Origin of the sequence: Pseudomonas sp. NPDC088414, from assembly GCF_044753325.1 — a bacterium.
Lineage (GTDB): Bacteria > Pseudomonadota > Gammaproteobacteria > Pseudomonadales > Pseudomonadaceae > Aquipseudomonas.
The window spans coordinates 105,903-131,941 of the sequence record NZ_JBIVMY010000004.1; the positions used below are offsets into that span (position 1 = coordinate 105,903).

The 26,039-nt window shown below is 62.0% G+C and carries 22 protein-coding genes; 16 read left to right on the forward strand and 6 right to left on the reverse strand.

Going from position 1 to position 26,039, the window contains the following annotated elements; translation table 11 throughout:
* Nucleotides 1-183 precede the first annotated feature (183 nt).
* The 11 genes from ACIP8I_RS07015 to ACIP8I_RS07065 all read left to right on the forward strand — a co-directional run bounded on the left by ACIP8I_RS07015 (nt 184) and on the right by ACIP8I_RS07065 (nt 11,064).
* The gene (locus tag ACIP8I_RS07015) at nt 184-795 is read left to right on the forward strand and encodes a transposase (RefSeq protein WP_400759759.1); all 612 of its coding nucleotides are present in this window, start codon (nt 184-186) and stop codon (nt 793-795) included.
* A gap of 57 nt (nt 796-852) precedes the next feature.
* Nucleotides 853-2,451: a ShlB/FhaC/HecB family hemolysin secretion/activation protein gene (locus ACIP8I_RS07020; protein ID WP_027613763.1), complete on the forward strand. Its 1,599-nt coding sequence runs from the start codon at nt 853-855 to the stop codon at nt 2,449-2,451.
* Nucleotides 2,452-2,463: 12 nt separating this feature from the next.
* Nucleotides 2,464-4,263, forward strand: a complete 1,800-nt coding sequence (locus ACIP8I_RS07025) for a DUF2341 domain-containing protein (protein WP_400759762.1) — start codon at nt 2,464-2,466, stop codon at nt 4,261-4,263.
* Between the two features lie 11 nt (nt 4,264-4,274).
* Nucleotides 4,275-4,700 (forward strand): biopolymer transporter ExbD, encoded by a 426-nt coding sequence (locus tag ACIP8I_RS07030; RefSeq protein WP_003224462.1) that lies wholly within the window; start codon nt 4,275-4,277, stop codon nt 4,698-4,700.
* Nucleotides 4,701-4,703: 3 nt separating this feature from the next.
* Nucleotides 4,704-5,408, forward strand: a complete 705-nt coding sequence (locus ACIP8I_RS07035) for an energy transducer TonB (RefSeq protein WP_400759765.1) — start codon at nt 4,704-4,706, stop codon at nt 5,406-5,408.
* Between the two features lie 39 nt (nt 5,409-5,447).
* Nucleotides 5,448-7,145, forward strand: coding sequence for a putative porin (locus ACIP8I_RS07040; RefSeq protein ID WP_400759767.1), 1,698 nt, complete (start codon nt 5,448-5,450; stop codon nt 7,143-7,145).
* 18 nt (nt 7,146-7,163) lie between these two features.
* Complete coding sequence (locus ACIP8I_RS07045; RefSeq protein WP_367084669.1) at nt 7,164-7,793, forward strand: DNA repair protein; 630 nt, start codon at nt 7,164-7,166, stop codon at nt 7,791-7,793.
* A 17-nt stretch (nt 7,794-7,810) separates the two neighbouring features.
* Nucleotides 7,811-8,281 (forward strand): YbjN domain-containing protein, encoded by a 471-nt coding sequence (locus ACIP8I_RS07050; RefSeq protein ID WP_400759770.1) that lies wholly within the window; start codon nt 7,811-7,813, stop codon nt 8,279-8,281.
* Entirely contained in the window at nt 8,278-9,225 is a 948-nt protein-coding gene (locus tag ACIP8I_RS07055) for a peptidylprolyl isomerase (RefSeq protein WP_400759773.1), read from the forward strand. Before ACIP8I_RS07050 ends, ACIP8I_RS07055 begins: the two co-directional genes overlap by 4 nt.
* A 158-nt stretch (nt 9,226-9,383) precedes the next feature.
* Nucleotides 9,384-10,364 (forward strand): LysR family transcriptional regulator, encoded by a 981-nt coding sequence (locus ACIP8I_RS07060; protein ID WP_367084667.1) that lies wholly within the window; start codon nt 9,384-9,386, stop codon nt 10,362-10,364.
* A gap of 190 nt (nt 10,365-10,554) precedes the next feature.
* A complete protein-coding gene (locus tag ACIP8I_RS07065; protein ID WP_400759775.1) occupies nt 10,555-11,064 on the forward strand; it encodes a GNAT family N-acetyltransferase in 510 nt (169 codons plus the stop codon).
* Between the two features lie 112 nt (nt 11,065-11,176).
* On the opposite strand, the gene ACIP8I_RS07070 is transcribed toward ACIP8I_RS07065, so the two are convergent.
* Nucleotides 11,177-11,869: an aspartate/glutamate racemase family protein gene (locus ACIP8I_RS07070; RefSeq protein WP_400759777.1), complete on the reverse strand. Its 693-nt coding sequence runs from the start codon at nt 11,867-11,869 to the stop codon at nt 11,177-11,179.
* 205 nt (nt 11,870-12,074) lie between these two features.
* On the opposite strand from ACIP8I_RS07070, the gene ACIP8I_RS07075 reads away from it, so the two are divergent.
* Nucleotides 12,075-12,566 carry a hypothetical protein gene (locus ACIP8I_RS07075; protein WP_400759780.1) on the forward strand — a complete coding sequence of 164 codons (492 nt, stop codon included), beginning with the start codon at nt 12,075-12,077 and terminating at the stop codon, nt 12,564-12,566.
* Between the two features lie 191 nt (nt 12,567-12,757).
* On the opposite strand, the gene ACIP8I_RS07080 is transcribed toward ACIP8I_RS07075, so the two are convergent.
* A complete protein-coding gene (locus ACIP8I_RS07080; protein WP_400759782.1) occupies nt 12,758-12,976 on the reverse strand; it encodes a cbb3-type cytochrome c oxidase subunit 3 in 219 nt (72 codons plus the stop codon).
* 18 nt (nt 12,977-12,994) lie between these two features.
* Nucleotides 12,995-14,422: a cytochrome-c oxidase, cbb3-type subunit I gene (gene ccoN / locus ACIP8I_RS07085; protein ID WP_400759785.1), complete on the reverse strand. Its 1,428-nt coding sequence runs from the start codon at nt 14,420-14,422 to the stop codon at nt 12,995-12,997.
* 349 nt (nt 14,423-14,771) lie between these two features.
* Between ccoN and ACIP8I_RS07090 the strand changes: the two genes are divergently transcribed.
* The 3 genes from ACIP8I_RS07090 (at nt 14,772) to ACIP8I_RS07100 (ending at nt 18,180) form a co-directional block, all read left to right on the forward strand.
* On the forward strand, nt 14,772-16,445 hold the full coding sequence (locus ACIP8I_RS07090; protein WP_400759787.1) for a nitrite/sulfite reductase: 1,674 nt from the start codon (nt 14,772-14,774) through the stop codon (nt 16,443-16,445).
* The gene (locus ACIP8I_RS07095; protein WP_096797324.1) at nt 16,442-16,921 is read left to right on the forward strand and encodes a DUF934 domain-containing protein; all 480 of its coding nucleotides are present in this window, start codon (nt 16,442-16,444) and stop codon (nt 16,919-16,921) included. Before ACIP8I_RS07090 ends, ACIP8I_RS07095 begins: the two co-directional genes overlap by 4 nt.
* A 284-nt stretch (nt 16,922-17,205) precedes the next feature.
* On the forward strand, nt 17,206-18,180 hold the full coding sequence (locus ACIP8I_RS07100) for a hypothetical protein (RefSeq protein WP_400759789.1): 975 nt from the start codon (nt 17,206-17,208) through the stop codon (nt 18,178-18,180).
* Nucleotides 18,181-18,333: 153 nt separating this feature from the next.
* On the opposite strand, the gene ACIP8I_RS07105 is transcribed toward ACIP8I_RS07100, so the two are convergent.
* On the reverse strand, nt 18,334-20,694 hold the full coding sequence (locus ACIP8I_RS07105) for a tetratricopeptide repeat protein (protein ID WP_400759791.1): 2,361 nt from the start codon (nt 20,692-20,694) through the stop codon (nt 18,334-18,336).
* Between the two features lie 215 nt (nt 20,695-20,909).
* Between ACIP8I_RS07105 and ACIP8I_RS07110 the strand changes: the two genes are divergently transcribed.
* On the forward strand, nt 20,910-21,584 hold the full coding sequence (locus tag ACIP8I_RS07110) for a DUF3313 domain-containing protein (RefSeq protein ID WP_400759793.1): 675 nt from the start codon (nt 20,910-20,912) through the stop codon (nt 21,582-21,584).
* Nucleotides 21,585-21,689: 105 nt separating this feature from the next.
* On the opposite strand, the gene ACIP8I_RS07115 is transcribed toward ACIP8I_RS07110, so the two are convergent.
* Both ACIP8I_RS07115 and ACIP8I_RS07120 read right to left on the reverse strand, forming a co-directional pair.
* Complete coding sequence (locus tag ACIP8I_RS07115) at nt 21,690-24,194, reverse strand: fused MFS/spermidine synthase (protein ID WP_400759795.1); 2,505 nt, start codon at nt 24,192-24,194, stop codon at nt 21,690-21,692.
* Between the two features lie 209 nt (nt 24,195-24,403).
* Nucleotides 24,404-25,993 (reverse strand): arylsulfatase, encoded by a 1,590-nt coding sequence (locus ACIP8I_RS07120; RefSeq protein ID WP_007969166.1) that lies wholly within the window; start codon nt 25,991-25,993, stop codon nt 24,404-24,406.
* Between the last annotated feature and the right edge of the window lie 46 nt (nt 25,994-26,039).

Here is a 26,039-nt window from a genome sequence, read left to right on the forward strand (position 1 = left end):
TACTCGATCCCGGTGTAGGAGCTGCCGAAGGCTGCGATCTTTTGCTTTTACTCTCTCATTAATGAAGCTTTCATGACAAAAGTTCGGTAGCACATAGCCAGTCCGGTCATGCCTATGTAACGCGCTTGAGGGGCCCAACGGGGCGCTTTTCACAAGCCGAGGCGGGACGCCGGGAGTGAGGCAATGGGGACTATGGAACGCTACTCGAAAGTGGGCATGCAGGAACTCGATCAACGCCTGTCGAAGATCGTCGAGGCCGCGCGCAAGAAGCCGGTTTCGGTCTATCGCTACGGCGCGCCGTGGGTCTGGATCGTGTCGCAGGATGACTGGCAGGGCGCCTTGAAAGAGGTCTCCAGCTACATTCCGCCAGGCCATTCGCTGGTGTTGCTGCGCCCGCAGATCGACGACTTGCTCGATGCCCACCAAGGCCTCCTGCACGAACTCAATACCGAACCCGGCATGCTCATCCCCGCGCAAACCGTCATGCACATCCTGCTCCTGCAACTGCTGTATTCGGTGCCCAGCGAGCAGCAACTGTATGAACAGCTCAATTACAACCTGCTGTTCCGCTGGTTCGTCGGTCTTGGCCTGAACCAGAAAGTCTGGAGCTTCAACGTCCTCAGTCGCGACATCGCCACGCTGCTCAACAACCCGCGTGCGGTGCTGCTCATTCAGAAAATCATCGGCGAAGTATTCTGCGGTGCCTTGCTGCAAATGCCCGAGTTCTCCTTGAACTTCGCGCTGCTGCACACCTGGCTCGGCAAGCACAGCGGTGCCTCGACAGTCAGCAACTGACGCAACACACAAGGCGCGCAACCGCGCCAACAGGTCATCGCGAATTCAGGGGGTAGTGTGGATCAGATTTTCACGTCACGGCTGGCGCTGTGGGGCTGGCTGCTGGTGACGGCCGGCGCGCAACCGGCATTCGCCGAAGAGGCTGCCCAAGGCGCTGCGCCGCAACGTCTGGTGGACGTCAACGAATACTTCGTGCGCGGCAACACCGTGCTCGACGCCCGGGCGATCGAAGAGGCGGTGTACCCGTTTCTCGGCCCGCAAAAAGCCATGACTGACATCGAAGGCGCCCGCGATGCGTTGCAGAAGGCCTATCAGGAGCGCGGCTACCAATCAGTATTCGTCGAGTTGCCGGAGCAAGCGGTGGCCGACGGCATCGTCTACCTGCAAGTCAGCGAAACCAAGGTTGGCCGGGTGCGCGTGGTTGGGGCCAAACACTATTCGCCGCTGGACATCCGCGACAACGTCCCGGCGCTGAAAGAAGGTGAGGTGCCGGACTTCGCCAAGGTTCAGGGCGAACTGGCGCAGCTGAATAAAACCCCGGGCCGTCAGGTCATGCCGCTGGTGCGCGAAGGTCAGCGCCCCGGCACCATGGACGTGGACTTGCAGGTCGAAGACCAGAACCCGTGGAGCGCCAGTGTCGGCCTCAACAACGACTACAGCGCCGACACCGAAAAGCTGCGCGCCGTCACCAGTCTCGGCTACAACAACCTCTGGCAACTCGGCCACAGCATCAACCTGACGTACTTCACCGCGCCACAGGACACCGACAACGCCAAGGTCTGGTCGGCTTCCTACACCGCGCCGCTGAGCGAGCGCTGGAGTGTGCAGTTTTCCGGTTACCAGTCCGACAGCAACGTCGCCACCATCGGCGGCAGCAACGTGCTGGGCAAGGGCCATTCCTATGGTGTGTCGGCCATTTATACGCTGCCGTCCAGCGGCAACTGGTCGAACTCGCTGTCGGCCGGCATCGACTTCAAGGACTTCGACGAACGCCTGACCCTGTCCGGCGAGAGCGACAAGGTGCCGCTGAAATACGCGCCCTTCACCTTCGCCTACAACGGCTTTCGTTACACCGAAAAGAGCCAGCTCGGCCTCGGCCTGAGCCTGGTGGCGGCTACCCGCAGCATCTTCGGTTACGGCAGTTCCGACGAAGACTTCGACTACAAACGCTACCGCGCCAATCCGAGCTTCGCCGTGCTCAAGGGCGACAGCAACTTCACCTGGACCTTCGACAACGACTGGCAGAGCGCGAGCAAAGGCGCGTTCCAATTGGCGTCGGGGCCACTGGTCTCCAACGAACAGTTTTCCGCCGGCGGCGCTACTTCCGTACGCGGCTATCTGGCGGCGGAACGCACAGGCGATGACGGTGTGCTGCTCAGTCAGGAACTGCGCACGCCGTCGCTGGCGAAATACGCCGGCAGTTGGATGCAGGAATGGCGCTTCTACGCCTTTGCCGAAGGCGCGCAACTGTACCTGCGCGACGAGTTGCCGGACCAGGACGCCAGTTACGCCCTGGCCAGCGTCGGCCTCGGCACCCGCGCCAGCCTCAGCAAATGGCTGTCCGGCAGCCTCGACTGGGGCTACCCGTTACTCGAAGGGCCGAACACCTCGAAGCAGGAATCGCGCCTGCACTTCAATCTTCAAGCCACTTTCTAAAGGAGCACGTTCATGCAGCGCCTCATTCTTTCGTTGTTGATCTGCCTGGGCTTCGTGCTCCCGGCCACGGCGCAGGCCTGGTGGCAGGACGACTGGCATTACCGCAAACAGATCGCCGTCGACACCACGCCGCAGGGCGCCGGGATCAATCAGGCCCTCGGTCGCACCGCGCTGCTGGTGCGCCTGCACACCGGCAACTTCACCTTCGACGGGGTCAAGGAAGACGGCTCGGACCTGCGCTTCGTCGCCGCCGACGACAAGACCGTGCTCAACCACCAGATCGAAAGCTTCGATGCGCTGATGGGCATGGCGCTGATCTGGGTCGACGTGCCGAATGTCGAGGGCGGGCAGCGTCAGGACATCTGGATGTACTACGGCAATCAGAAGGCCCCGGCCACCGGCAACGGCCAGTTGACCTTCGACCCGAATTACACCGCGCTGTATCACTTCGACGGCGCCACCGGAACCCCGGCCAAAGACACCACCGCTTACGGCAACACCGCACAAAGCGCCACCGGCGCGGCGATTGACGGTGTAGTGGGGCGCGCCTTGCAGTTCAGCGGCCAGCCATTGCTGCTGCCGGCCAGCCCATCGTTGCAGCACAACGCGGGCAGCGCGTTCACCTTCAGTGCCTGGCTGCGGCTGGATCAGGCCAATGGCGAGCAGTTGATTCTGGCCCGCCGCGAAGGCGCCAACAGCCTGCTGCTCGGGGTCAATCAAGGCGTGCCGTTCGTGGAGATCGACGGCCAGCGTGCGGTCGCTACTCAGCCGCTGAATCCAGGCCAATGGCAGCACCTCGCGCTGACCGCTGAAGGTTCGAAAGTCAGCCTGTACATCAACGGTCGTGAGAGTGCGACCCTCGCTCAAGCGATGCCGGCGTTCAATTCGGTGATGGCGATTGGCGGCGATCTGGCCGCGGGTCCTTTCCAGCCTTTCGTGGGTGCCATCGACGAACTGCGCCTGTCGAAAGTCGCGCGTCCCGCGCCGTTGCTGCTGGCCGACGCCACCTCGCAAGGCGCGGAGTCGAAACTGCTGGCCTACGGCGTCGACGAAGAGCAGTCCGGCTTCGGTTTCGGCAGCCTCGGTTTCCTGCTCAACGCCGTACCGGTGGACGCCTGGGTGATCATCGCCGTGCTGGTGCTGATGATGTTCCAGTCGTGGATCATCATGCTGCGCAAGAACCGCACCCTCAGCCGTGTGAGCAAGGCCAACGAGGATTTCCGCGAGCAGTTCGCCAAGGTCGGTACGCGCCTGGAGATGTTCGCCGACGACGCGCAACTGGCCCAGCGTCTGCAGCACTCGCCGCTGTGGCGCCTGTACGCGGTGGCGGTCAAGGAAATCCGCACCCGCCGCGAGCAGGGCGCCGATACCTCCTCGGTGTCTGCCGCGACCATCGAAGCCATCCGTTGTTCGATGGACGGCGTGCGCACCCGCGAGAACCAGGCGCTCAGTTCAAAACTCTCGACCCTGTCCAACGCTATCGCCGGCGGCCCTTACATCGGCCTGCTCGGCACCGTGCTGGGGATCATGGTGGTGTTTCTCGGCACCGCGATGGCCGGCGACGTCAACATCAACGCCATTGCGCCCGGCATGGCGGCGGCATTGCTCGCCACCGCCATGGGCCTGTTCGTCGCGATCCCCGCGCTGTTTGGCTACAACCGCCTGATCACCCGCAACAAGGAAGTCAGCGCCGACATGCGCGTGTTCGTCGACGAGTTCATCACCCGTCTGGCGGAGTTGCACGGCGAGAGCCAGTCCAGTGAGGCGTCGCACCCGCGCGGCCATCACGCCAACCACTCCGTACCGGCCTGAGGAGCACCGACATGGCGTCCGTAAATGCCTCCCACGACGATGATGAAGATGCAGCGGTGGACAGCATCAACATCACCCCATTGGTCGACGTGCTGATGGTGGTGCTGGTGATGTTCATCCTCACCGCCACCGCGCAGGTCTCGGGGATCCAGATCAACCTGCCCAAGGCCAGCGCTTCGGTGTCGCTGTCGGAGGCCAAGACCAAGGCGATTTCGGTCAACGACGGCGGTCAGGTGTTCCTCGATGCCTACCCGGTGACCCTGGCCGAGCTGGAGGAACGTCTGCGTATCGAGAAGGCGCAGAGCCCGGACTTCCCGGTGATCGTGCGCGGCGACGCGACCGTGCAATACCAGAAGGTCATTGAAGTGCTGGATCTGTTGCGCCGGCTCGAACTGTCTCAGGTCGGTCTGGTGACCGGCAAACCGACGCAGGGCTGAGTGATGACCGCACAACTTCCGATCGAGCCGCTGCCGGTGAAGCGTTCGCCGTTGCGTTACCTGAAGTGGGGCGCCGGGCTGCTGCTCGGTGCGCTCGCCGCGTGGTTCCTGTGGCAGTGGGCCAATGACATGAGCGGCGTGCGCCGTGAAGCGCCGAAGGTGCCGACGATCATTCCGTTGCCGCCACCGCCGCCGCCACCTCCGGAAAAACCACCGGAGCCGGAAACCCCAGTGGAAGAAAAAGTCGTCGAGCCCGAACCGACGCCTGAGCCACAGGAGGTCAAGCCTGAGGAAGAGGCGCCGCCATCGCCGGCGGACGATCTGGCCAACCCGATGCAAATGGACGGCGACGCCCAGAGTGGCAACGACGCGTTCAACATCGGCGCGGGCAAGGGCGGCGGCATGGCCGGGGCGGGTGGCGGACGTTTGGGCACCGGCACTTACAGCCAGTTCCTCGCGTTCACTTTCCAGAAGCTGCTGCGCGAGAACCCCGACCTGCGCAACCTGGCGTTCTCGCTGCAGGCCGAGGTGTGGCTGAGCAGCGTCGGCGAAATCACCCGGGTCGAGCTGATCAAGTCCAGCGGCAAGCCCGAGATCGATACCCAGGTGCTGGCGGCGCTGCGTAACGCACCGCACCTGAGCGAACGGCCACCGGCCTCCATCACCTTGCCTGTGCGCCTGTCCCTGCAAGGACGGCGTCCGGGTTAACCGAATTCATAAAGCTGTATGAAAAGGAGTTGTGTGCAGATGATTTCCAACGTGAATCGATTGTCCCTGGCGGTCGGCATGGTCATCGCGACCCTGGTCGGTCAGGCTGCGGCAGCGCCTGCGCCCTCGGAGAACGCCACGATCAATCTGATCCGCTTGCTGGTCGAGCAGGGCATTCTGAAACAGGACAAGGCCGACGCGCTGATCGCCCAGGCGCAGAACGAAGCGGCGCAAGCCAAGCAGGCCGCCGCTTCCACCGCCATAGCGGCCGGACCGGTGGCGGCACCGGGCGATGTGCGCGTGCAGTACGTGCCGGCCGCGGTGCGCGATCAGATCCGCGATCAGGTCAAGGCCGAAGTCATGGCCACCGCCAAGCAGGAAAACTGGGCAGCGCCCAACACCTTCCCGGACTGGGCTTCGCGCATCAGCTTCGACGGCGACATCCGCCTGCGCGATGAATCGCGTTACTACTCGGGCAGCAACAGCAACGAAATCGTCGACTTCGCCAAGCTCAATAACAATGGCCCGTACGACGTAAACCCCAACAGCAGCACCAGCCTGCCGCCGCTGCTCAACACCCGGGAAGACCGCACCAACCTGTTCCGCTTGCGTGCGCGGTTGGGCATGAAAGCGGTGATTTCGCCGGAATGGACCGCCGGCATCCGCATCGGCACCGGCTCGGACAACAACCCGGTATCGACCACGCAGAACCTCGGCGGCGGCTTCGCCAAGAAAGACATCTGGCTTGATCAGGGCTACCTGAACTGGAAGCCCACCGACGAGCTGACCCTGACCGGCGGGCGTTTCGCCAACCCGTTCATGTCCACCGACATGCTGTATTCCAACGACCTCAACTTCGACGGCGTGGCAGCGATCTTCGACCACAAGCTCAACCGCGACTGGGGCGTGTTCGGCACCGTCGGCGCGTTCCCTGTGGATTACACCAACGACACCACCACCAGCAACGGCTTCGACAAGGAAGAAAGCGACAACAAGTGGCTGTACGGCGCGCAGATCGGCGCCAAGTGGGCGATCAACAGCAACAATCGTCTCAAGGGCGCGTTGGCCTACTACCGTTTCGACGACATTCAGGGCCAGCGCTCCAGCCCTTGCGAACCGTGGGCTGGCGCCCCGGGCTGCGACACCGACGGCACCCGTGCGGCGTTCATGCAGAAGGGCAACAGCGTGTTCCTGCTGCGCGACATCACACCGAACCCGGCCAACCCGACCACCACGCCGCAACCGCAATTCGTCGGTCTTGCGTCGGAGTTCAACCTGCTCGACCTGAACCTGGTGTGGGACGCTGACCTGCCGCAAGACTTCAAATTGCGCAGCCAGGGCAACTACATCCACAACCTCGGTTACGACGAAGGCGACATGCGCAAGCGTTCCGAGGGGCAGATCGTCAACAATCTCAACAGCAGCGGCGACATCGAAAGCGGCGCCAATGCGTGGATGGTGCAGTTCACCCTCGGCAACGCGCTGGACCTGAAGAAGCAGGGCGACTGGAACCTGTTCGCCGGCTACAAGTACATCCAGCCGGATGCCTTGCCCGACGGCTTCAACGATTCCTCGTTCCACCTCGGCGGCACCAACGCCAAGGGCTATATCCTCGGCGGCAATTACGGTCTGGCGAAGAACGTCTACGCCACCGGTCGCTGGATGAGCACCGAAGCCGTGTACGGCGCGCCGTTCGACATCGACGTCTTGCAGCTTGAGATCAACACGCGCTTCTAAGGCGCCGGGAGTACGGTCATGCACGCACGAGTTTTACTGTTGGGGCTGAGTTTTTTCATCGCACATGGCGCGCATGCCGAAGGCATGGAAGAGCGTCTGCGTACCCAGTTGCGCAGCACCACTCAGCAGTTGCAGGCCCTGCAAAGTCAACAGGCTCAGGCCAGCGCCGCGCAACTGGCGGCGCAGAACGAAGCCAAGGCCGCGCAGGCGCAGATCAAGCAATTGAGCGCCGAACTGGCCAAGGCCAAAGGCCTCGCCGAGCAGTTGGCCGGCCAGCAGCAGAATCTGCACAGCCAGGCCCAGGCGCAAGTGGCCGCCAGCAACGAGCAGGTCGGCAAGTTCAAAAAGGCCTACGACGAGTTGCTGGTCATGGCCCGTGCCAAAGAGGCAGAACGGTCTAAGCTTCAAGCGCAATTGGCTGAACGTGACACACAAGTGCAGCAATGTTCAGTCAAGAATCAGCAGATGTACGGCGTCGCCAAGCAGATCCTCACGGCCTACGAAAACATCGATGTCGCCGAGGTGATGAAGATCCGCCAGCCCTTCGCGGGCAGCGCCCGGGTCAAGTTCGATGAACTGGCCCAGGGGTTTGGTGACGAGCTTTACAAGACTCAATTCGACGCGCCGCAAGCTGCGCTCGCGCACTGATAAACAAGGAAGAAGTAATGACTCAATTGATCAGCCATGTGTCTCCGCAATCCCTGACCGACGTCCTGCAAGCCGCCGGTTATCGCGTCCACCAGACCGAACAGAACGGCATCGTGCAGTTGCTCAGCGCCAGCCAGGGCATCGGTTACGCCGTGCGTTTTGGCAACCCGGCGGTGGAGCAGGGCAGCTACGTCGATTTCACTTTCAGCTGTGCGCTGCGGGTGCAAGGCGAGTTACCACAGGGTGTGGCCGAACAGTGGAACGCCACCCGGCGTTTTGCGCGGTTGTCGTTGCAGGGCGAGTTTCTGGTGATGGAAATGGACGTGGTGCTGGCGGCCGGTGTGAGCAACGATCACCTGCGCGGCAATCTGGAGTTGTGGGATCGCCTGTTGCAGGAGTTCATCGTCTACCTGCGTGATTTCAGCCAGGCTGCGCAAGCCTCGACGGCCAAAGTCGCTACCGCTGAGCAAGAGGAAGTCGCGCTGTGAAAAAGCCTGCCATGGTGATCGGCGCCGGGGCAGTTGCGCTGTTGGTGGTAGCCGTGGCGCTGGTGCTGCGACCGGGCGTTGACCCGGTTGCCGCCCAGCAATCGTCGCCGTTGGCGGCGGTTGCTGCGGGACCGGCGGTAGCGCGACTGGGCAATCAGCAGGTGACGCCGCAGGAATTGCAGGCGCTGCTGGTGACATTGCCACCGGCAAGCGCCGAACAACTGCGCGGCAACCGTGAAGCGCTGGAACGCTGGATTCGTGCGCGGTTGGCGGAGAAAGCCGTGCTGGAACAGGCCGATGCTCAGGGCTGGGCGCAGCGCCCGGACGTGGTGCGGCAAACCCGCGCGGCCACTGAGCAGATCGTGTTTCGCGATTACCTGCGCTCGGTCAGCACGGTGCCGGCGGACTACCCGAGTGCGAGCGAGTTGCAGCAGGCGTATGACGCTGGCAAGGGCAACTGGCAGACTCCGGCGTTGTATCGGGTGAGCCAGATTTTCCTCGCTGTGAATGACCCGCAGAGCCTCGAAGCGGTGCGCAAGCAGGCAACGGAACTGAGCAAAAAGGCTCAGGCTGCACCGAGCGATTTTGCTGCGCTGGCAAGCCAGTATTCGCAGGATCGCCTGACCGCCGAACGCGGCGGTGATAGCGGGCTGCAACCGTTACAGCAATTGGTGCCGGAGGTACGGGGTGCGGTGGCGAAATTGAAGGTCGGCGCGGTGTCTGATCCAGTGCAAGGCGCGGCTGGCTTCCATGTGATCAAACTCACTGAACAGCAACCGGCGCGTACCGCGACGCTCGACGAACTGCGCGATCAACTGACCCAGGCCTTGCGTGCGCAACGCCAGGAGCAGATTGCCCAGGCGTATCTGGACGGGATGCTCAATACCGCGACGCTGAGTATCGATGGGGCCGAGCTGAACAAAATCCTCGAAACCAACAATTAGAGCACTGGCACACCACAAAACCTGTAGGAGTGAGCCTGCTCGCGATAGCGGTGTGTCAGGCAAAAAGATGTCAGCTGTGCCGACGCCATCGCGAGCAGGCTCACTCCTACAAGGGATCTACGCAATGTCTAAATACAAAGATCGACAGGGAGTCATCGATGTCATTCACCGAACCCGCAGGACGACAGGGTAGCCCCGATTACCGCTGGGCACAGGGCGAGCGCGAGCCGTGGCTGGCGCAAGCCGCGACCATCGATGCCGACGTCGCGCAATACTTTCTGGTCAGTGCCCGTTGCGGCTGTTTCATGCAGGCGGCGCGCAGCCTCAACGTGCGTTCGACCTTGTTGCGCAAACAACTGGCGCAGCTTGAGCAGGAGCTGCAGCATTCGCTGTTCAGCTTTCAGGGCAGTGCCCTGAGCCTGACCCGTGAAGGGCAGCAGTTGCAGGCGCAACTGGTCGCGCTGGCTCACGAGCGAAAACTGCCGGTGGTCGAGCAGCCGTTGATTCGCCTGGCGGTTGCCGAGTCGATTCTGCATGACATCCTCGGTCGCGACCTGATCGCCCTGTTGCGGCGCAATGCCAGCGTGCGTCTGGAGATCATTGCGCTGGACAGTGAACTTTCATTGCGCGCCGTCAGTGCCGACGTGGTGCTGTGGCTGGCCCATGGCGACACCCCGAGCCCCGGCCCGACCTTCGCCACCAGCCAGCCGCAGGCGCTGGCGCGCCTGGACTACCTGCCGCACATCGCCAAACGCTATTCCCGCGTCACCGCGCGCCCGGCGAGTGCCGACGACCTCAGCGATTTCATGCTGGTGCAATGGCAGCACGATCGGCACATCGACAGCTTCCGGCCGTGGAATCACCTGGTCGAACAGCGTCTGGCCGGTGTGGTGCAGATGCAGTCCTATGAGCTGATGCTGGAAATGATCCGCTGCAGCGCTTGCATCGGGTTGCTGCCGGCGTACATGAGCCGCTTCGATCGCGGGCTGATTGCGCTGCCGGGGCTGTTTGATGAACCGATGCAGTTGCAGGCATGGCTGGCGGTCAACGTTGAATCCCAGGCGATAGAAGAAGTCCGCACGCTGGTCGAACTGATCCACCACACCTTCAACGAACGCCAGGAATGGTTCCAGACCTGACCCAATCTCCTTTGCCCACAATCTATGTAGGAGCTGCCGCAGGCTGCGATCTTTTGATCTTGCCTTTTAAAAGCAAAGTCAAAAGATCGTCCGATCGCGGCCCGAGCCTGCGGCAGCTCCTACAGTTTGTATGCGTCGGTCTTTGCGGTTTAGAGTGATTGGCCACACATCGATCCAGGAAGGATCCGCCATGCCCGACCACAACCCCGCCATCACCCTCGAACGCTTCAACGAATCCCATATCGAGGCCGTCACCGCGCTGTACAACGATCCGGCCGTGACTCGCCAGGTGCTGCAGATGCCGTTTCAGTCCACTGAGATCTGGCGCCAGCGGTTGCTGGCGGAGAACGAGCGGATGGTCAAACTGGTGGCGCTGCATCAGGGCACGGTGGTCGGTCATCTCGGGCTGGAAAACTATTCACGGATCCGCCGCGCCCACGCCGGCAGTGTCGGCATGGCGGTCGCCGTGGCGTGGCAGGGAAAGGGGGTCGGGTCGAAACTGCTGGCGGCGGCGCTGGAAGTGGCCGACAACTGGATGAACCTGCACCGGGTCGAACTCTCGGTGTACGCCGACAACGAGGCGGCCATCGGTCTGTACCGCAAGTTCGGTTTCGAGAACGAAGGCCTGTTCCGTGACTACGCGGTGCGCGATGGGCAATGGGTCGACACCCTGAGCATGGCCCGTCTGCGTCGTCGATAAGCCAAAAATCCTCCGGGATCGTGGCTTGCCCTCGACGAATTCATCGCGGTTTTCAGGTATTACGCGTCATCGTTCTTCGCGGGCAAGCCACGCTCCCACAGGTTCTGTGGAGTCAGTCGCCCAAGGCAAACGCCACCGCCGCCTGCGCATGCAGTTCGGTGGTGTCGAGCAGGGGCAGGGCGCTGTGTTCGGGTTTGACCAGCAGACCGATTTCCGTGCAGCCGAGGATGATCGCCTGGGCGCCGCGCGCGGTCAGTGATTCGATCACCTGTTGATAGATTTTGCGCGATTCGTCACTGATCACTCCGACGCACAGTTCGTCATAGATGATTCGGTGCACGTCCTTGCGCTCGGCGTCGTCCGGTACCAGTACCGTCAAACCCTGCGCAATCAGGCGCTGTTTGAGAAAATCCTGCTCCATGGTGAACGCCGTGCCGAGCAGGCCCACCGTGTACGCATCGATGGCCAAAGCGGCCTGCGCCGCCGGCTCGGCAATGTGCAGAAACGGAATGCTGATCGCTGCCTGAATCTGCTGCGCGACCTTGTGCATGGTGTTGGTACACAGCACCACGCAATCGGCGCCGCCGGCCTCAAGCCTGCGCGCGGCATCCACCAGAATCGCCGCCGCAGCGTCCCAGCGCCCGGCGTGCTGGGCCTGCTCGACCGGGCCGAAGTCGACGCTGTACATCAGGATTTGCGCCGAGCGCAGCGGACCGAGGCGGTCGCGGACCTGCTGATTGATGAGTCGATAGTATTCAGCGCTGGACTCCCAGCTCATGCCGCCGATCAGGCCGATGGTATGCATTGAAATTCCTCGAACAATGGCCCGTATTGGAAAAGTCGGGCTCCGGCCGAGTGTCCATCGGTTCAACGCCGGATGCCAGTACAAAGCAACTGTACCGTTGATCCTGTTGCCAAGTGTCCCGGTGCCGGTTTTCGAGGTTTAACGTACGCCGGCGCCTCGATCTGTCACTATCGACTATCGCAGGCTCTCCCCGAGGAACGTACCGATGAACGACGTACAACAACTGGGCGAAATGCTTCGTCACTATGCCGAGAGTGAAGCGCACAAGAAGCAACTGTTCGAAACCCAGTCGCAGACCTGGGCTGCACGGATCAGCGAGCTGTTCGGCCAGATCCAGCAATGGCTGGAGCCGGTGCAGGCGCCGAACCTGCTGGAGGTGAGCCGCGAGGCTTACGTCGCGTTCGGGCCAAGCACGCCGGTGGAAACCTCGACCTTCAAGACCGAGAAACTGAGCATCGTTATTGCCGGCAAACCGGTGGAATTCGTGCCGGACGTGATGGGCAGCGCCGGGCAGATTTCCCTGGCGGTGATGGGCCTGACGGCGGCGCGCTATGGCAGCATTTCGCTGGTGGGATTGCCGAGCGGTGAGTGGCAATGGCGCAAGACCAATGGCTTGAAGGATCCGGACACGTTCGTGTTTGATGCGAACTTTCTCGCACAGCAGTTGCAGAGCCTGATTCCCCGCGATCGCGCCTAAGATCAAGAGCTAACCCCCCTCACCCCAACCCTCTCCCCCAAGGAGGCGAGGGGGAAGGGAGCCTACCGGGTGCAATTCGAAAACTTGAGTTCGGCTCGGAATCTCAGGTCGGTGCATCTCGAAAGTACAACGCGGTCAGTTCCCTCTCCCTTGGGAGAGGGCTAGGGTGAGGGGCATGTCACTGACACCCCTCACATCTCCAGATTGATCCAGCCCGGTTTCGCCTCTTCCGGCGCCACGGCTTTCACGGTTTTACCGGTGGCCAACTCAACCCGCCGTGCCACCTCCGGATCATCGGCAAACGGCACCATGCTCGCGTCATCGAGGCTTTCAGTCGTCTGATGGCGCAAGCAGTACTCCACCGCCAGCCACAGAAACACCACCCCCAACACGTTCAAGAAAATCTCCATCCTCTTCGGCTCCCTGCCTCAGGCGATCTGCGCCTGGCTGCGGGCTAGCGCCACGTCGGCGACCCGCACTGTGCGCCAGACGTTGTAGGCCATCAGCAGCATGCCGCTGAGGAAGAACACCCCGCCGGCAAAGCGCACGATGAACCCCGGATGACTGGCCTGCAGCGCTTCGACGAACGAGTAGGTCAGCGTGCCGTCCTCGTTGATCGCGCGCCACATAAGGCCCTGGGTGATGCCGTTGACCCACATCGAGGCGATGTACAGCACGGTGCCGATGGTCGCCAGCCAGAAGTGCAGGTTGATCAGCGGCGTGCTGTACATCTGCTCGCGGCCAAAGACTTTCGGCACCATGTGATACGTCGCGCCGAAGGTGATCATTGCCACCCAGCCGAGCGCGCCGGCGTGAACGTGGCCGATGGTCCAGTCGGTGTAGTGGGAGAGGGCGTTGACCGTCTTGATCGCCATCATCGGCCCTTCGAAGGTCGACATGCCGTAAAACGCCAGCGACAGCACCAGAAAGCGCAGGATCGGGTCGGTGCGCAACTTATGCCAGGCGCCGGACAAGGTCATCATGCCGTTGATCATCCCGCCCCAGCTCGGCGCCAGCAGGATCAGCGACATTGCCATGCCCAGCGACTGCGCCCAGTCCGGCAGCGCGGTGTAGTGCAAGTGGTGCGGGCCGGCCCAGATATACAGGGTGATCAGCGCCCAGAAATGCACGATCGACAACCGGTACGAATACACCGGGCGGTTGACCTGCTTCGGCACGAAGTAATACATCATCCCGAGGAAGCCGGTGGTCAGGAAGAAACCCACCGCGTTATGCCCGTACCACCACTGCACCATGGCGTCGGTCGCCCCGGAATACACCGGATAGGACTTGAACCAGTCCACCGGGATCGACAGGTGATTGACCACGTGCAGCATGGCGATCACCAGAATGAACGCGCCGAAGAACCAGTTGCCGACGTAGATGTGTTTGGTCTTGCGCTGCACCACGGTGGTGAAAAACACGATGGCGTACGCGACCCAGACCACCGCCATCCACACCGCGCCGGAGAATTCGATCTCGGCGTATTCCTTGGTGGTGGTGTAGCCCAGCGGCAGGGTGATCAGCATGATCACGATCACCGATTGCCAGCCCCAGAAAGTGAAGGCCGCGAGCTTGTCCGAGTACAGCCGCACCTGGCAGGTGCGCTGTACCGCGTAGTAACTGGCGGCGAATTGCGCGCTGCCGGCGAAACCGAAAATCACCAGACTGGTGTGCAATGGCCGCAAGCGGCCGAAGGTGGTCCAGGGCAGGTCGAGGTTCATGTCCGGCCACACCAGTTGCGAGGCGATCCAGACCCCCATCTCCATGCCGACGACACCCCAGAAAACCGTCGCGATAACGAATTGGCGGACGACCTTGTAGTTATAAGCCTGTCCGATTGTTGCTGTGCTCATGGTCAGTTCATCCACGGTTGCAAAGTCTTGCCAGGCCACCCTGGTCTGGCACGAGCTGCACTGTAGGAACAGCGCCGGAAACAAAACAGGCTCAGGAATCTTTGATTTGTACGGATCAGATTAGAGTGCTGCCTGCGGCGTTCTGCCGCGCCCTGATACGGTTTTTATCGTTTCAGGTGAATCTGTTGCGTGCTGCGCTGCTCGTCCATAGTGCTGGCAAAATCTGTAGGAGTGAGCCTGCTCGCGATTGCGGTGTGTCAGTCAACAAAGCAGTTGCCTGACACACCGCAATCGCGAGCAGGCTCACTCCTACAGGAATTGCGCACAATTCTGATGGGGTGGCCGCTGCATGTACCAATACGACGATTACGACCGCGCACTGGTGTTCGAGCGCGTTGCGCAGTTTCGCGATCAGGTCGAGCGCTTCATGGCTGGCGAGTTGAGCGAAGAAGAGTTCCTGCCGCTGCGCCTGCAAAACGGTCTGTATATGCAGAAGCACGCGTACATGCTGCGGGTGGCGATTCCCTACGGCACCCTGAGTGCCGGGCAGATGCGCACGCTGGCGAGCATCGCCGCCGATTACGATCGCGGCTACGGCCACTTCACCACCCGGCAGAACCTGCAATTCAACTGGATCGAACTGGCGCAGGTGCCGGACATCCTTGAGCGCCTGGCGCAGGTCGACATGCACGCGATCCAGACCTCCGGCAACTGCGTACGCAACATCACCACCGAGGCGTTTGCCGGGGTCGCGGCGGACGAAATGATCGACCCGCGCCCGTTGGCCGAGATCCTGCGGCAATGGTCGACGATCAACCCGGAATTCCTCTTCTTGCCACGCAAGTTCAAGATCGCCATCTGCTCGGCGAAGCAGGATCGCGCGGCAATCATGATGCATGACATCGGCCTGTATCTTTACCCCGGGCGCGGCGGGCAGATGCTGTTGCGGGTGATCGTCGGTGGCGGATTGGGGCGCACGCCGATCCTCGGTCTGCAGATTCGCGAAGGCTTGCCGTGGCAGCATTTGCTGTCCTATGTCGAAGCGATCCTGCGGGTCTACAACCGCCATGGCCGGCGCGACAACAAGTACAAAGCGCGGATCAAGATTCTGGTCAAGGCGCTGGGCATCGAGGCGTTCGCCAACGAGGTCGAAGAAGAATGGCAACACCTCAAGAACGGCCCGGCGCAACTGACCGAGGCTGAATACGAGCGGGTCGCCAGAGCATTCGTGCCGCCGATCTATCACACCCTGGCCGACACCGATCCGGACTTCGGCACGCGCCTGGCCGAAAGCCCGGCGTTCGCTCGCTGGGTTGCGCGCAACGTGCAGCCGCACAAGAAACCGGGTTACACCAGCGTAGTGCTGTCGACCAAACCGGGGCTGAGCGCACCGCCGGGGGATGTCACCGGCCAGCAGATGCTGGCGGTGGCCGACTGGGCGGAGCGCTTCGGTTTCGGCGAGATTCGCATTGCCCACGAGCAGAACATCGTCCTGCCCGACGTGCAAAAGTCTGACCTGTATGAACTCTGGAGACTGGCCTGCGAGCGCAATCTGGGCAGCGCCAACGTCGGCCTGCTAACCGACATCATCGCCTGCCCGGGCGGCGATTTCTGTGCGCTGGCCAATGCCAAGTCGATCCCGATTGCCCAGGCGATTCAGGCGCGTTTCGACAACCTCGATTTCCTGCACGACCTGGGTGACATCAGCCTGAACATCTCCGGTTGCATGAACGCCTGCGGCCATCACCACATCGGCAATATCGGCATTCTCGGCGTCGATAAGAACGGCAGCGAGTGGTATCAGATCACCCTTGGCGGCGCGCAGGGCAAAAACAGCGCACTGGGCAAAGTCATCGGCCCGTCCTTCAGCGCGGCTGAGGTGCCACAGGTGATCGAGCGGATTATCGGCACCTTCGTGCGTTACCGCGAAAGCGAGGAGCTGTTTGTCGACACCGTGGCGCGCATTGGCCTGGAGCCGTTCAAGGAGCGGGTCTACCCGAAAGCGCTGGAGGTATCGGCATGAATAATCTGCTGCGCCTGGAGCAGGGTGTTGCGCGGCTGATCGAAGACGATCCGTGGACGCTGGTCCGCGAGCCGGAGCAGGGCAGGCCGCAAGGATTGTTGATCCTGCCATTGGCGCACTGGCTGCAATCGCCCTCGACCCACGCGGTGTGGCTGGGGCCGGACGATGAAGTTGAAAGCGTGGTGCCGTGGCTGGCCTCGCTGCCGCTGATTGCCCTGGACTTCCCGAGCTTTCGCGACGGTCGCGCCTACAGCCAGGCGTACCTGCTGCGCAGCCGGTTTGGCTGGGCCGGCGAGTTGCGGGCGATTGGCGATGTGCTGCGGGATCAGCTCAGCCACATGCGTCAGTGCGGGTTCGACAGCTTTGCGGTGCGCGAGGACAAATCGGCTGAAGATGCGCTCAAGGGCTTGGCGGGGATGAGCGTGTTGTACGGGCGCTCGGTGATAGAACCACGCCCCTTGTTCCGTAGACGCTGAAGACTCTGTGGCGAGGGAGCTTGCTCCCGCTGGAGTGCGCAGCACTCCCAAACAGGCATGATGCGATCCGACAGATAAGTCGCGTTGTCTGGTTTGGGGCGGCTTCGCCACCCGGCGGGAGCAAGCTCCCTCGCCACAGGTGTTTTGCGGTGACATGCAAGGGAAACCCTTACATTCCGCAGCATTCCCGGATTTTTCCTTGGGTCGATGCTGGCCTTTTGGTAGAGTCGCCGTCGCCAGCGGGTTTTCGGCTGGACGATGGAACGAAGAAGGGAGTCTGGGTAGTGAGTGCGGGCAAAAAGATTTTGGGCCTCACGGCGTTGCTGTTGATGCTGACGCTGTGGGCCAGTTACTTTTATGTGTTCAAGGAAAACCGCGACGGCCAGTTGGGCGGCGCCGGTGAAAGCACCGCTTGGTGCGGCGCGCCGCCGTCCACCGAGGCGGCGCTGTTGGGCAAGGATCAGCTGACCTTGCGCGTGACCAACAACCTGCGCGGCGAGTTCATGCTCAGTGGCTCGCTGGTGGTCTCCGAACGCACCTTCAACCGCTATGACCTGGGTCGCAACGAACTGCGTCTGCGCCTGGAACCCTTGCAGTGGTCCTACGGCGTTACGCCGATCTTCCTGGAACAGGTCAAGGTTCAGCCGCTGAGCCGCAACCTCGCCTCGCCGACCAAAAGTGCCTACGCCGAGCTTGAGCCACGGCCGATTGGCGTGCAGGGCCAGGTCACCGAGTTCCCCTTCGACACCTATCGCTACGGCTACAAACCGGTGCTGTATTACCTCAAGGGCAGCGAGCGCATCGACCTGCGCTTCAAGAACATCACCACGCTGATGGACATGTCCAACACCTTCACGCCGATCCAGAAGTACAACCGCGTCGAGTACATCAACGAGAAAAACTCGATGATCCGCGACGAGGACTACAAAGCCTACGGCCCGCACGAATGCGCGTTCAGCGTCGAGCGCAAAGGCTCGTTCAAGGTCGTGGTGCTGTTGTTGCTGCTGGTGTTGTGCCTGCCATTGCTGCATGTGTTCTACCGCGACGAACCCGGGATCGACTTCCTCGCCACGCTGGTGACCATTGCCGTAGTGCGGGTACTGCTGGTCGGGCCGGTGCAGGATTTCCAGCTGTACAACATCGACTTCCTGTTCGGCGCGGCGATTCTGCTGGTGGGCTCGGTATCGCTGATCAAGGCGATGCGCGCCAACAGCCGCCGCGAGATGGCTTTGAAGAGCGGGGCGACGTCGTCCTGGTAAGCGCAGATTTTGTGGCGAGGGAGCTTGCTCCCGCTGGAGTGCGCAGCACTCCCCAACAGACATGATGAGTCAGCCAGATAAATCGCAATGTCTGTTTTTGGGGTGGCTGCGCCACCCAGCGGGAGCAAGGTCCCTCGCCACAGGTATTCAGGGTTATTTCAGCGCCGGATCGCCCATGTTCATCTTCTTCCAGCCCTGCAACAGCACCTGCGCCTTCGGCTCCTGGCCGTTCTCCAGGTAGTACTGGATCAGCGACAGCCGCGCATTGCGGTTCGCCGGTTGGACCTTGAGCAAACGCTCCAACTCGTCACACGCCTCGCTCACCTTGCCACTGTCGTGCAGCGCCACCGCCAGCACATAACCGTACTGCGGGTTCTGCGGCTCCAGTTGCGCGGCTTTGTGCAGGGCGATCATGGCTTCTGCCGTCTTGCCGGCGCGGATCAATGACAGGCCACGGGTGTGCTGCAACAACGCAGCCTCCGGGTGCGCCTTGAGGCTGTCGTCCAGTAGGGTCTGAGCTTCCTGACCTCGGCCATTTGCCTCCAGCCATTGCACCAGCGTCACCAGCGCTGGGTAGAAATCCGGATCGCGCTTGAGTGCCGTGCGCAGCAGTCCTTCAACCTCGGAAGCACGCCCGCTGGCCTGATACAACATCGCCAGATTCAGATTGGCCTCGGCCCGTTCCGCGAGACTGTTCTGCACCGCTTCGTACTCGGCAATCGCCGCGTCCCAATTGGTTTGCGCGGCGCCTAAGCCGTTGTTGCGCGCAACATTGAGCAGATCCCGCGCGGCGACAATGCGCACGGCTTTCACCGGATCGTTGAGCATTGGCGTCAGCAACGCAGCGCGCTCCGCTGGCGGCAGGAAGGCACTGATGGCGCGCACCGCACTTTCACGCACCTGCGGCTCCCGGTTTTTCAGGTCGAGCGTCGCCAGTTTCAGGGCCTGATCGCTGGGGTACAACGGCAGTTCGGCCAGCAAGGTCGCGCGCCGGATCGCCGGTAGATCATTGCGTTGCAACTGCTCATACAAGGCGTTGGCTGCGCCCGGTTGACCGTTGCGGATCAGCCACAGGCTTTCGTCATAACGCGGCGCCTGCGGGGCGGTGGCGGAGGCATTCCACAACTTGAACTGTGCAATGACCTTGTCGCCGGCCTTGCCCTGATGGCAGCTCAGACAAGCGTCCGGGGTGCCGAGTTTTTGTGCACGCTCCGGGTTGGGGATGCTGAAACTGTGGTCATGTCGCCAGTCGTTGCCCATGTAGAATTTGCCCGGCATGTGGCAATCCACGCACTGCGAGCCGGGCTGGCCCATGGTGTGGCGCGTGTGTTCGCTGGAGTCGTAGTTTTTCGCCTGCAGGCCCTTGCCATCGACACCTTCGACCGAGGTCTTGCCCGCCGTGTTGTGACATTGCAGGCACACCGCGTTACCGGGCGCTTTCAGTTCGCTGCTGTGCGGGTTATGGCAATTGCTGCAGCGCACACCCTTGTCGAACATCTTGCTTTGCAGGAAAGAGCCGTGTTCGAACACTTCATCCTTGATCTTGCCGTCGAGCGCATACAGTTCACGGGTGAGGGTGCTTGGCAGGTAGTCGTCCATCAGCCGTTTACCGACGGTGTAGCCATCGCCCAACGGCGCACGGCGCGCATGGCAGCGGGCACAGGTTTCGATTTCGACGCTGGCGTTCTTGTCCTTGAGATCGACCGCAAAACCCTTGTGGATCAGGTCGTCTTTTTTCTGTGCCCACTCCAGGTGATTCGATGCCGGGCCGTGGCAAGCCTGACAGCCGACGCCGAGGCTGTTCCATTGACTGTTGAACCTGTTGCTGGCCGCATCGAAATTGCGCTTGAATCCGGTGGTGTGGCACTCGATGCACATGAAGTTGGCGTTCTGACTGGGCTTGCTCCAGTGCAGCGGATTCTTGAAGTTCACGCCCTGGCCGGGGTAGAGGTGAAACCAGCGGTGTTTCTCGGTATCCCACGCCACGCCAAGCGCCTGCAAACGGCCTTCGCCGACCTCGATCAGGTATTGCTGCAACGGGGCGATGCCAAAGGTGTAGGCGACTTTGAAGTCAGCGTTCTTGCCATCAATGCCGGGGGTATTGACCCAGAACTCGTCACCCTTGCGCGAGAAGCGGGTGGTCTCGTTTTCGGCCTTGAAGGTGACGTTGTTGAAGTCGCCGAGCAGGGTTTCACCATTCGCGGCCTGCATCGCCAATTGGTGGTGCGAGCCTTGCCAGTCCTTGACCTGTTCGGTGTGGCAGCCCTGGCATTGTTGCTCGTCGACCATGGTCGCGGGCTTCTGTGCCGGCGGTTGTGGCTTGGCGACAACGGGTGCGGCCACATTGATCGGCGGGGCCTTTGACGGCGCGGGCGCGGGGCTGAACAGAAACCAGCCGATGCCCGCCACAGCGGCCAGCAATACGCCGATGGTGACGGGAAACAGATAACGTGAAACGGGCGGTCGGGACGAATCAGGATCAGGCTGTGCGACTTTATTCTTATGCTTGGGCATTACGACTTCCGTGGTCCAGGTGCATTGGCCTGCTGGCGTGCGTTCAAGCTCGGTGCAGCTTTGCCGGATGCCCGTCATCTGTCAAATGACGGGTGTGAATCAGCTCCCGGTCTTGTGTGAATTTTGCGCTTTTGCAGCGCAATCGCCGAGGTTTTAGCTATACCTGTAACTCCCCCATACGCAATACATTCAGGCCTTCTGACAGGAGTTACAGCATGAAGCTAGCAGTAATGATGGGCACCCTCTGCATTGCCACGCTCGGCGTGGTGGGCTGCTCCAGCAAAACCGTCGCTCCCGATGAGTATTCCGGCTTTCTCAAGGACTACAGCCAGCTCAAGGAGGCCAAATCGCCCTCCGGTGCCGAGGTGATGCGCTGGATCGATCCGAAGGTGGATGTCAGCAAATTCACCAGCGCCTACATCGAACCGACCCAGCTCTATCTCAAGCCGCAACCGACCGCAAAGATTTCCCAACAGACCCTCAACGGCATCACTTCCTACTACGATCAGGCCCTCAAGCGTGAAATCAGCAAAGACATGCCGTTGGCCAGCGGTCCAGGCCCGGGCGTGATCGTGGTGCGGGCGGCGATCACCGCCGTCAGCAGCAAGACCGAAGGCCTGCACGCGTATGAAGTGATCCCGGTCGCTCTGGTCGCGGCAGCGGTCAGCACCGCCAGCGGTATCCGCGATCAGGAAACCACCCTGGCCACCGAAGCGGTGTTCCTCGATGGCGCGACCAACAAGGTCGTGGCACAAGTGGTGCGCAAAGGCACCGGCAAACCGCTGGAAAACGACACCCAGGCGATGACCGCCAACGACGTCAAACCGGTGATCGATGGCTGGGCGAATGACATGCATCAGATGTATGTGAAGCTCAAGGCCGGTAAATAACCGGTGCCTCTGTAGGAGCTGCCGCAGGCTGCGATCTTTTGACTTTGATTTTGTAAAAACCAGATCAAAAGATCGCAGCCTGCGGCAGCTCCTACAGGGGCAGCATTACTGCCCGGTAAACCAGCGGAAGTACGGATTGCCACCCTCCCAACGCATCACTTCACGCATATCCCGCCCCCAGGCATCCCGATCACCGTCATACGCATGCAGGCTGGCGCGGTAGAACTGCATCAGGCGCTGGCGGTGCGTGTCCATTCGTTCAGTAAAACCGATATCGGCATTCACCAGTGGCGGCGGCACATACAGATCCAGCAGCGCCGGCAGCACCCGGGTGATTTCCTTGCTGCGAACCCACGGCGCGTATTCGATCCGGGGCTGATCGTCCGTCACCGCCGGCGCGTTTGCCGCAAAGCGCTCAAGGCCTGCGCGGTCGGTGACCCAGGTCGCGAGCAACGCTGACGCCGAGCCAATCCCGACATCCTGCAAAGTGCTGCGTACGCTGGCCTGCTGGAAGCGCTCGGTGATTTTCGCCGCGTCCAGTGCCATCGGCTGCAGCGAACCGACCAGCAGCATCTCGTGGAACTCGCTGGTCCACAGCGAGGCATACGGGAACACGTCGAGGAAGCTGCGCACCAGTGAGCGCGAGTCGTCGATGTTCTGGGTCGGCAGCGGCAGCCACTGCGCGACGATGCCTTGTTGCTCAAGGCGACTGGCCGCCAACTGGTAGAAGTCCCGCGAGTACAGATTGACCACCCCGGCCGCCGACGGCGGTGGCGGTTCAAGGGTGATCAGGTCGTAGGTCTGCGCGCTGCGCAACAGTTCCTGACGGCCATCGCGCAAGCGCACGTCAATGCCGGGATCGCTGGCGGCGTTGAAGTTGCCTTTGAACAGGGGCGCGGCCTTGACCACCGACGGCAGGAGCTCGGCGACTACCCGATGTTCCAGCCCCGGATAGCGCAGCAGGGCGCCGGCGGTGATCCCGGTGCCGAAGCCGATCACCAGCGTCGAACGCGGCGTGCCGTTGTGGATCAGCAACGGCAGCAGCGCCTGGATACGCATGTAGCGCAGCGACGGCATGGCATCGCCGGTGTTGGACACGCCTTGAATGTACAAGCGGTGGAAGCTGTTCTCACCACGGCCCTGAGCAACCACCGCCACAGTGCCGCCACGGCCTTCTTCGTAGAACGCCAGCGTGCCGTTGCGCGCACCTGGCAGCAGGCTGGCGAATTTGTCCATCGGGGTCAGCAGCGCAAGCGCCACCGATACCAGCCCCAACGCGACCACGGCCTGACGCCGGCCTTTTTTGACGTGGTGGCCCTTGCGCACGGCCACGTAGGCGATGCCGGCAGCGATGATCGCCAGCAAGCCCAGCGTGCGCACCAGCCCCAGCAGCGGGATCAGCAGAAAACCGCAGAGCATCACCCCGACAATCCCGCCCAGCGTATTGAACGCGACCACGGCACCGACGTCGCGACCGACGCGTTCACGCCCCACACTCAAGCGCAGGGCCAGCGGAAACGCCGCGCCAAGCAACAGCGTCGGCACGAACACGATGCTCAGCGCTGCCACCGCAAACCGGGCGCTCATGCCGGCCATTTCGCTGGCGCCCAAGGCCAGCAGCCAGCTCTCGGCCTGACTCTGGGCCAATACCAGCCAGCGTCCGAGCAGGGCGATTTCCAGCAGCGCGATCAGCCCGGCACCTGCGATCAACAGACCGAACACACCCCACGGATCACGAATGCGCTCGACGCGACGGGCGAGCAGGGCGCTGCCGATGAACAGCCCGGTCAGGTACGTCGCGAGCACCACGGCGAACGCGTAGGTGCGGGTGCTCATGAACTGCACGATCGATTGCGACCAGACCACTTCATACCCCAGCGCCACGCCGCCGGCGATGGAGTACAGCCACAGTGCGGTATGGTCCGCAGCTTTCTCGGTGTGATGTTTGACCGTGGCCGCAATCGGCATCGGACGCTGACGCTGCAACCACAGCGCAGCGGCCGCAGCCAGCAGGTTGAGCATTGCGGCAAACAGCGCGCTGCCACGCACACCGAGGGTGGCGATCAGCACGAACGCGGCGAGCAGGGTGCCGAAAATCGCGCCGAGGGTGTTGGCCGCATACAGCTGACCGCCGGCCCTGCCCGGATCAGCCGCTAGCGAGCGCACCAATACCGGCAGCGTGCCGCCCATCAATACCGCCGGAATGCCCACCAACGCGAATGGCAACAGCCAGGCCAGGAGACCGATATGATCTTGCAGCCAGGCAAACGGGCTGGCCGCCAGGCTCATCGCAACCGTCGCGCCAACACCAAGAATCGCCACCAGTACTTCCAGCCCGGCGTAGAGCAGCACCGGTTGCAGCAAGCGATCAGCCCAGCGCCCGAACAGCCAGCCACCGATCGCCAGCCCGGCGAAAAACGCGCTGATGCCGGTGGTGATGGCATAGACCTCGACCCCGACCACCAGCGACAACTGCTTGATCCACAGCACCTGATACACCAGCGCAGCGGCGCCGGAGATGCACAGCAGCAGGGCGGGGATCAGCAGCGCCGGGGTGACGGCTTGGGTGGTGGGTATGGCCGACGGCTTGCTGGCGATACGTGAGGACATGCGGGGGACCTTGTTCAAATCACACAATATTCGTGACGGTGCGGGCCTCATCGCTGGCAAGCCAGCTCCCACAGGGATTTTCAGTGAACACTCATGTTGTGGTCGACAGAAATACCTGTGGGAGCTGGCTTGCCAGCGATTGGGGCCGGCGCGGTCTCAGGTGGAAACAGGGCCGCCCGCCGCTGAGGGCGGGCGGCAGTTCAACGGTCTTACTGTGCAGCCGGAGCCGCTTTCATTTTTTCCGCGATCTTGGCGTCAACCGCCGCACGAATCTGGTCGATGCTGAAGCTCGCCGGTTTCTGGCTTGGCGGGTATTCGATGAAGGTCTGCAGGAACTCTGCCGACTTGGTCACCGCGACGCCGGCCAGATAAACGTTTTTGGTGTTCCAGTCATAGAACTGGTCAGACACCACGTCCGCTCGCTCATACGGGTCCATGCGCAGGTTGAGGATCTTCGGTACGCGCAGGCACACGAACGGCTCGCTCCAGACCCGGAAACCGCCCGGCTGGCGTTGCTCGCAGAACACTACTTTCCAGTTGTCGAAGCGCATCGAAACCAGCACGCCGTCGTCGTTGAAGTAGTAGAACTCCTTGCGCTCGCCCTTGGGCTGCTGGCCGGTCAGGTAGGGCAACTGGTTGTAGCCGTCCAGATGCACCTTGAAGCTGGTGCCGCCGGACGTCGGTGCCCAGCCCTTGAGCAGTTTGTCTTTCACGTCGGTTTCGCCAGCCGCCGCGAGCAGGGTCGGGAACCAGTCCATGCCCGAGAACAGTTCGTTGGAGACCTCACCCGGCTTGATCTTGCCCGGCCAGCGAATCATCGCCGGTACGCGATACGCACCTTCCCAGTTGGAGTTCTTCTCGTTGCGGAACGGCGTGGTCGCCGCGTCCGGCCAGGAGAACTGGTTCGGGCCGTTGTCGGTGGTGTAGACGATGATCGTGTTATCGGCGATTTTCAGGTCGTCGATGGTTTTCAGCAGTTTGCCGACGTCGGCGTCGTGCTCGAGCATGCCGTCGGCGTATTCGTTACCGGGCATGCCGCTCTGGCCCTTCATCGAATCACGTACGTGGGTGAACACGTGCATGCGTGTGGTGTTCATCCAGACGAAGAACGGCTTGTCGGCCTTGGCCTGTTTCTCGATGAACGCCTGTGCGGCAGCGGTGGTTTCGTCGTCGATGGTTTCCATGCGCTTGGTGGTCAGCGCACCGGTGTCTTCGATCTTGCCGTCGGCGAAGCTGTGGATCACCCCGCGTGGCGAGTTGGCCTTGACGAAGGCGGCGTCGTCTTTCGGCCAGTACGGACGCTCCGGCTCTTCCTCGGCGTTGAGGTGGTAGAGGTTGCCGAAGAACTCGTCGAAACCGTGATTGGTCGGCAGGTATTCGTCGCGGTCACCGAGGTGGTTCTTGCCGAATTGCCCGGTGGCATAACCCAGACCTTTGAGCGCCTGGGCGATGGTGATGTCACGTTTCTGCAGGCCGACCGGTGCACCCGGAATGCCGACTTTCGACAGGCCGGTACGCAGTGGCGTCTGGCCGGTGATGAACGAGGAGCGTCCGGCGGTGCAGCTGTTCTCCGCGTAGTAGTCGGTGAACATCATGCCTTCTTTGGCAATCCGGTCGATGTTCGGAGTCTTGTAGCCGACCACGCCCATGGAATAGGCGCTGATGTTGGTCTGGCCGATGTCATCACCAAAGATGACGAGAATGTTGGGTTTCTCAGCCGCTGTGGCGGTTGCCGACAGCGCCATCACCGAGGTTGCCACCAGGGCGAGTTTCGGTAGCCACTTGCGTATGCGAGTCATCTGACTTGCTCCTTATCGCGGGGGTCGTTGTTGCGACTTACGTTTC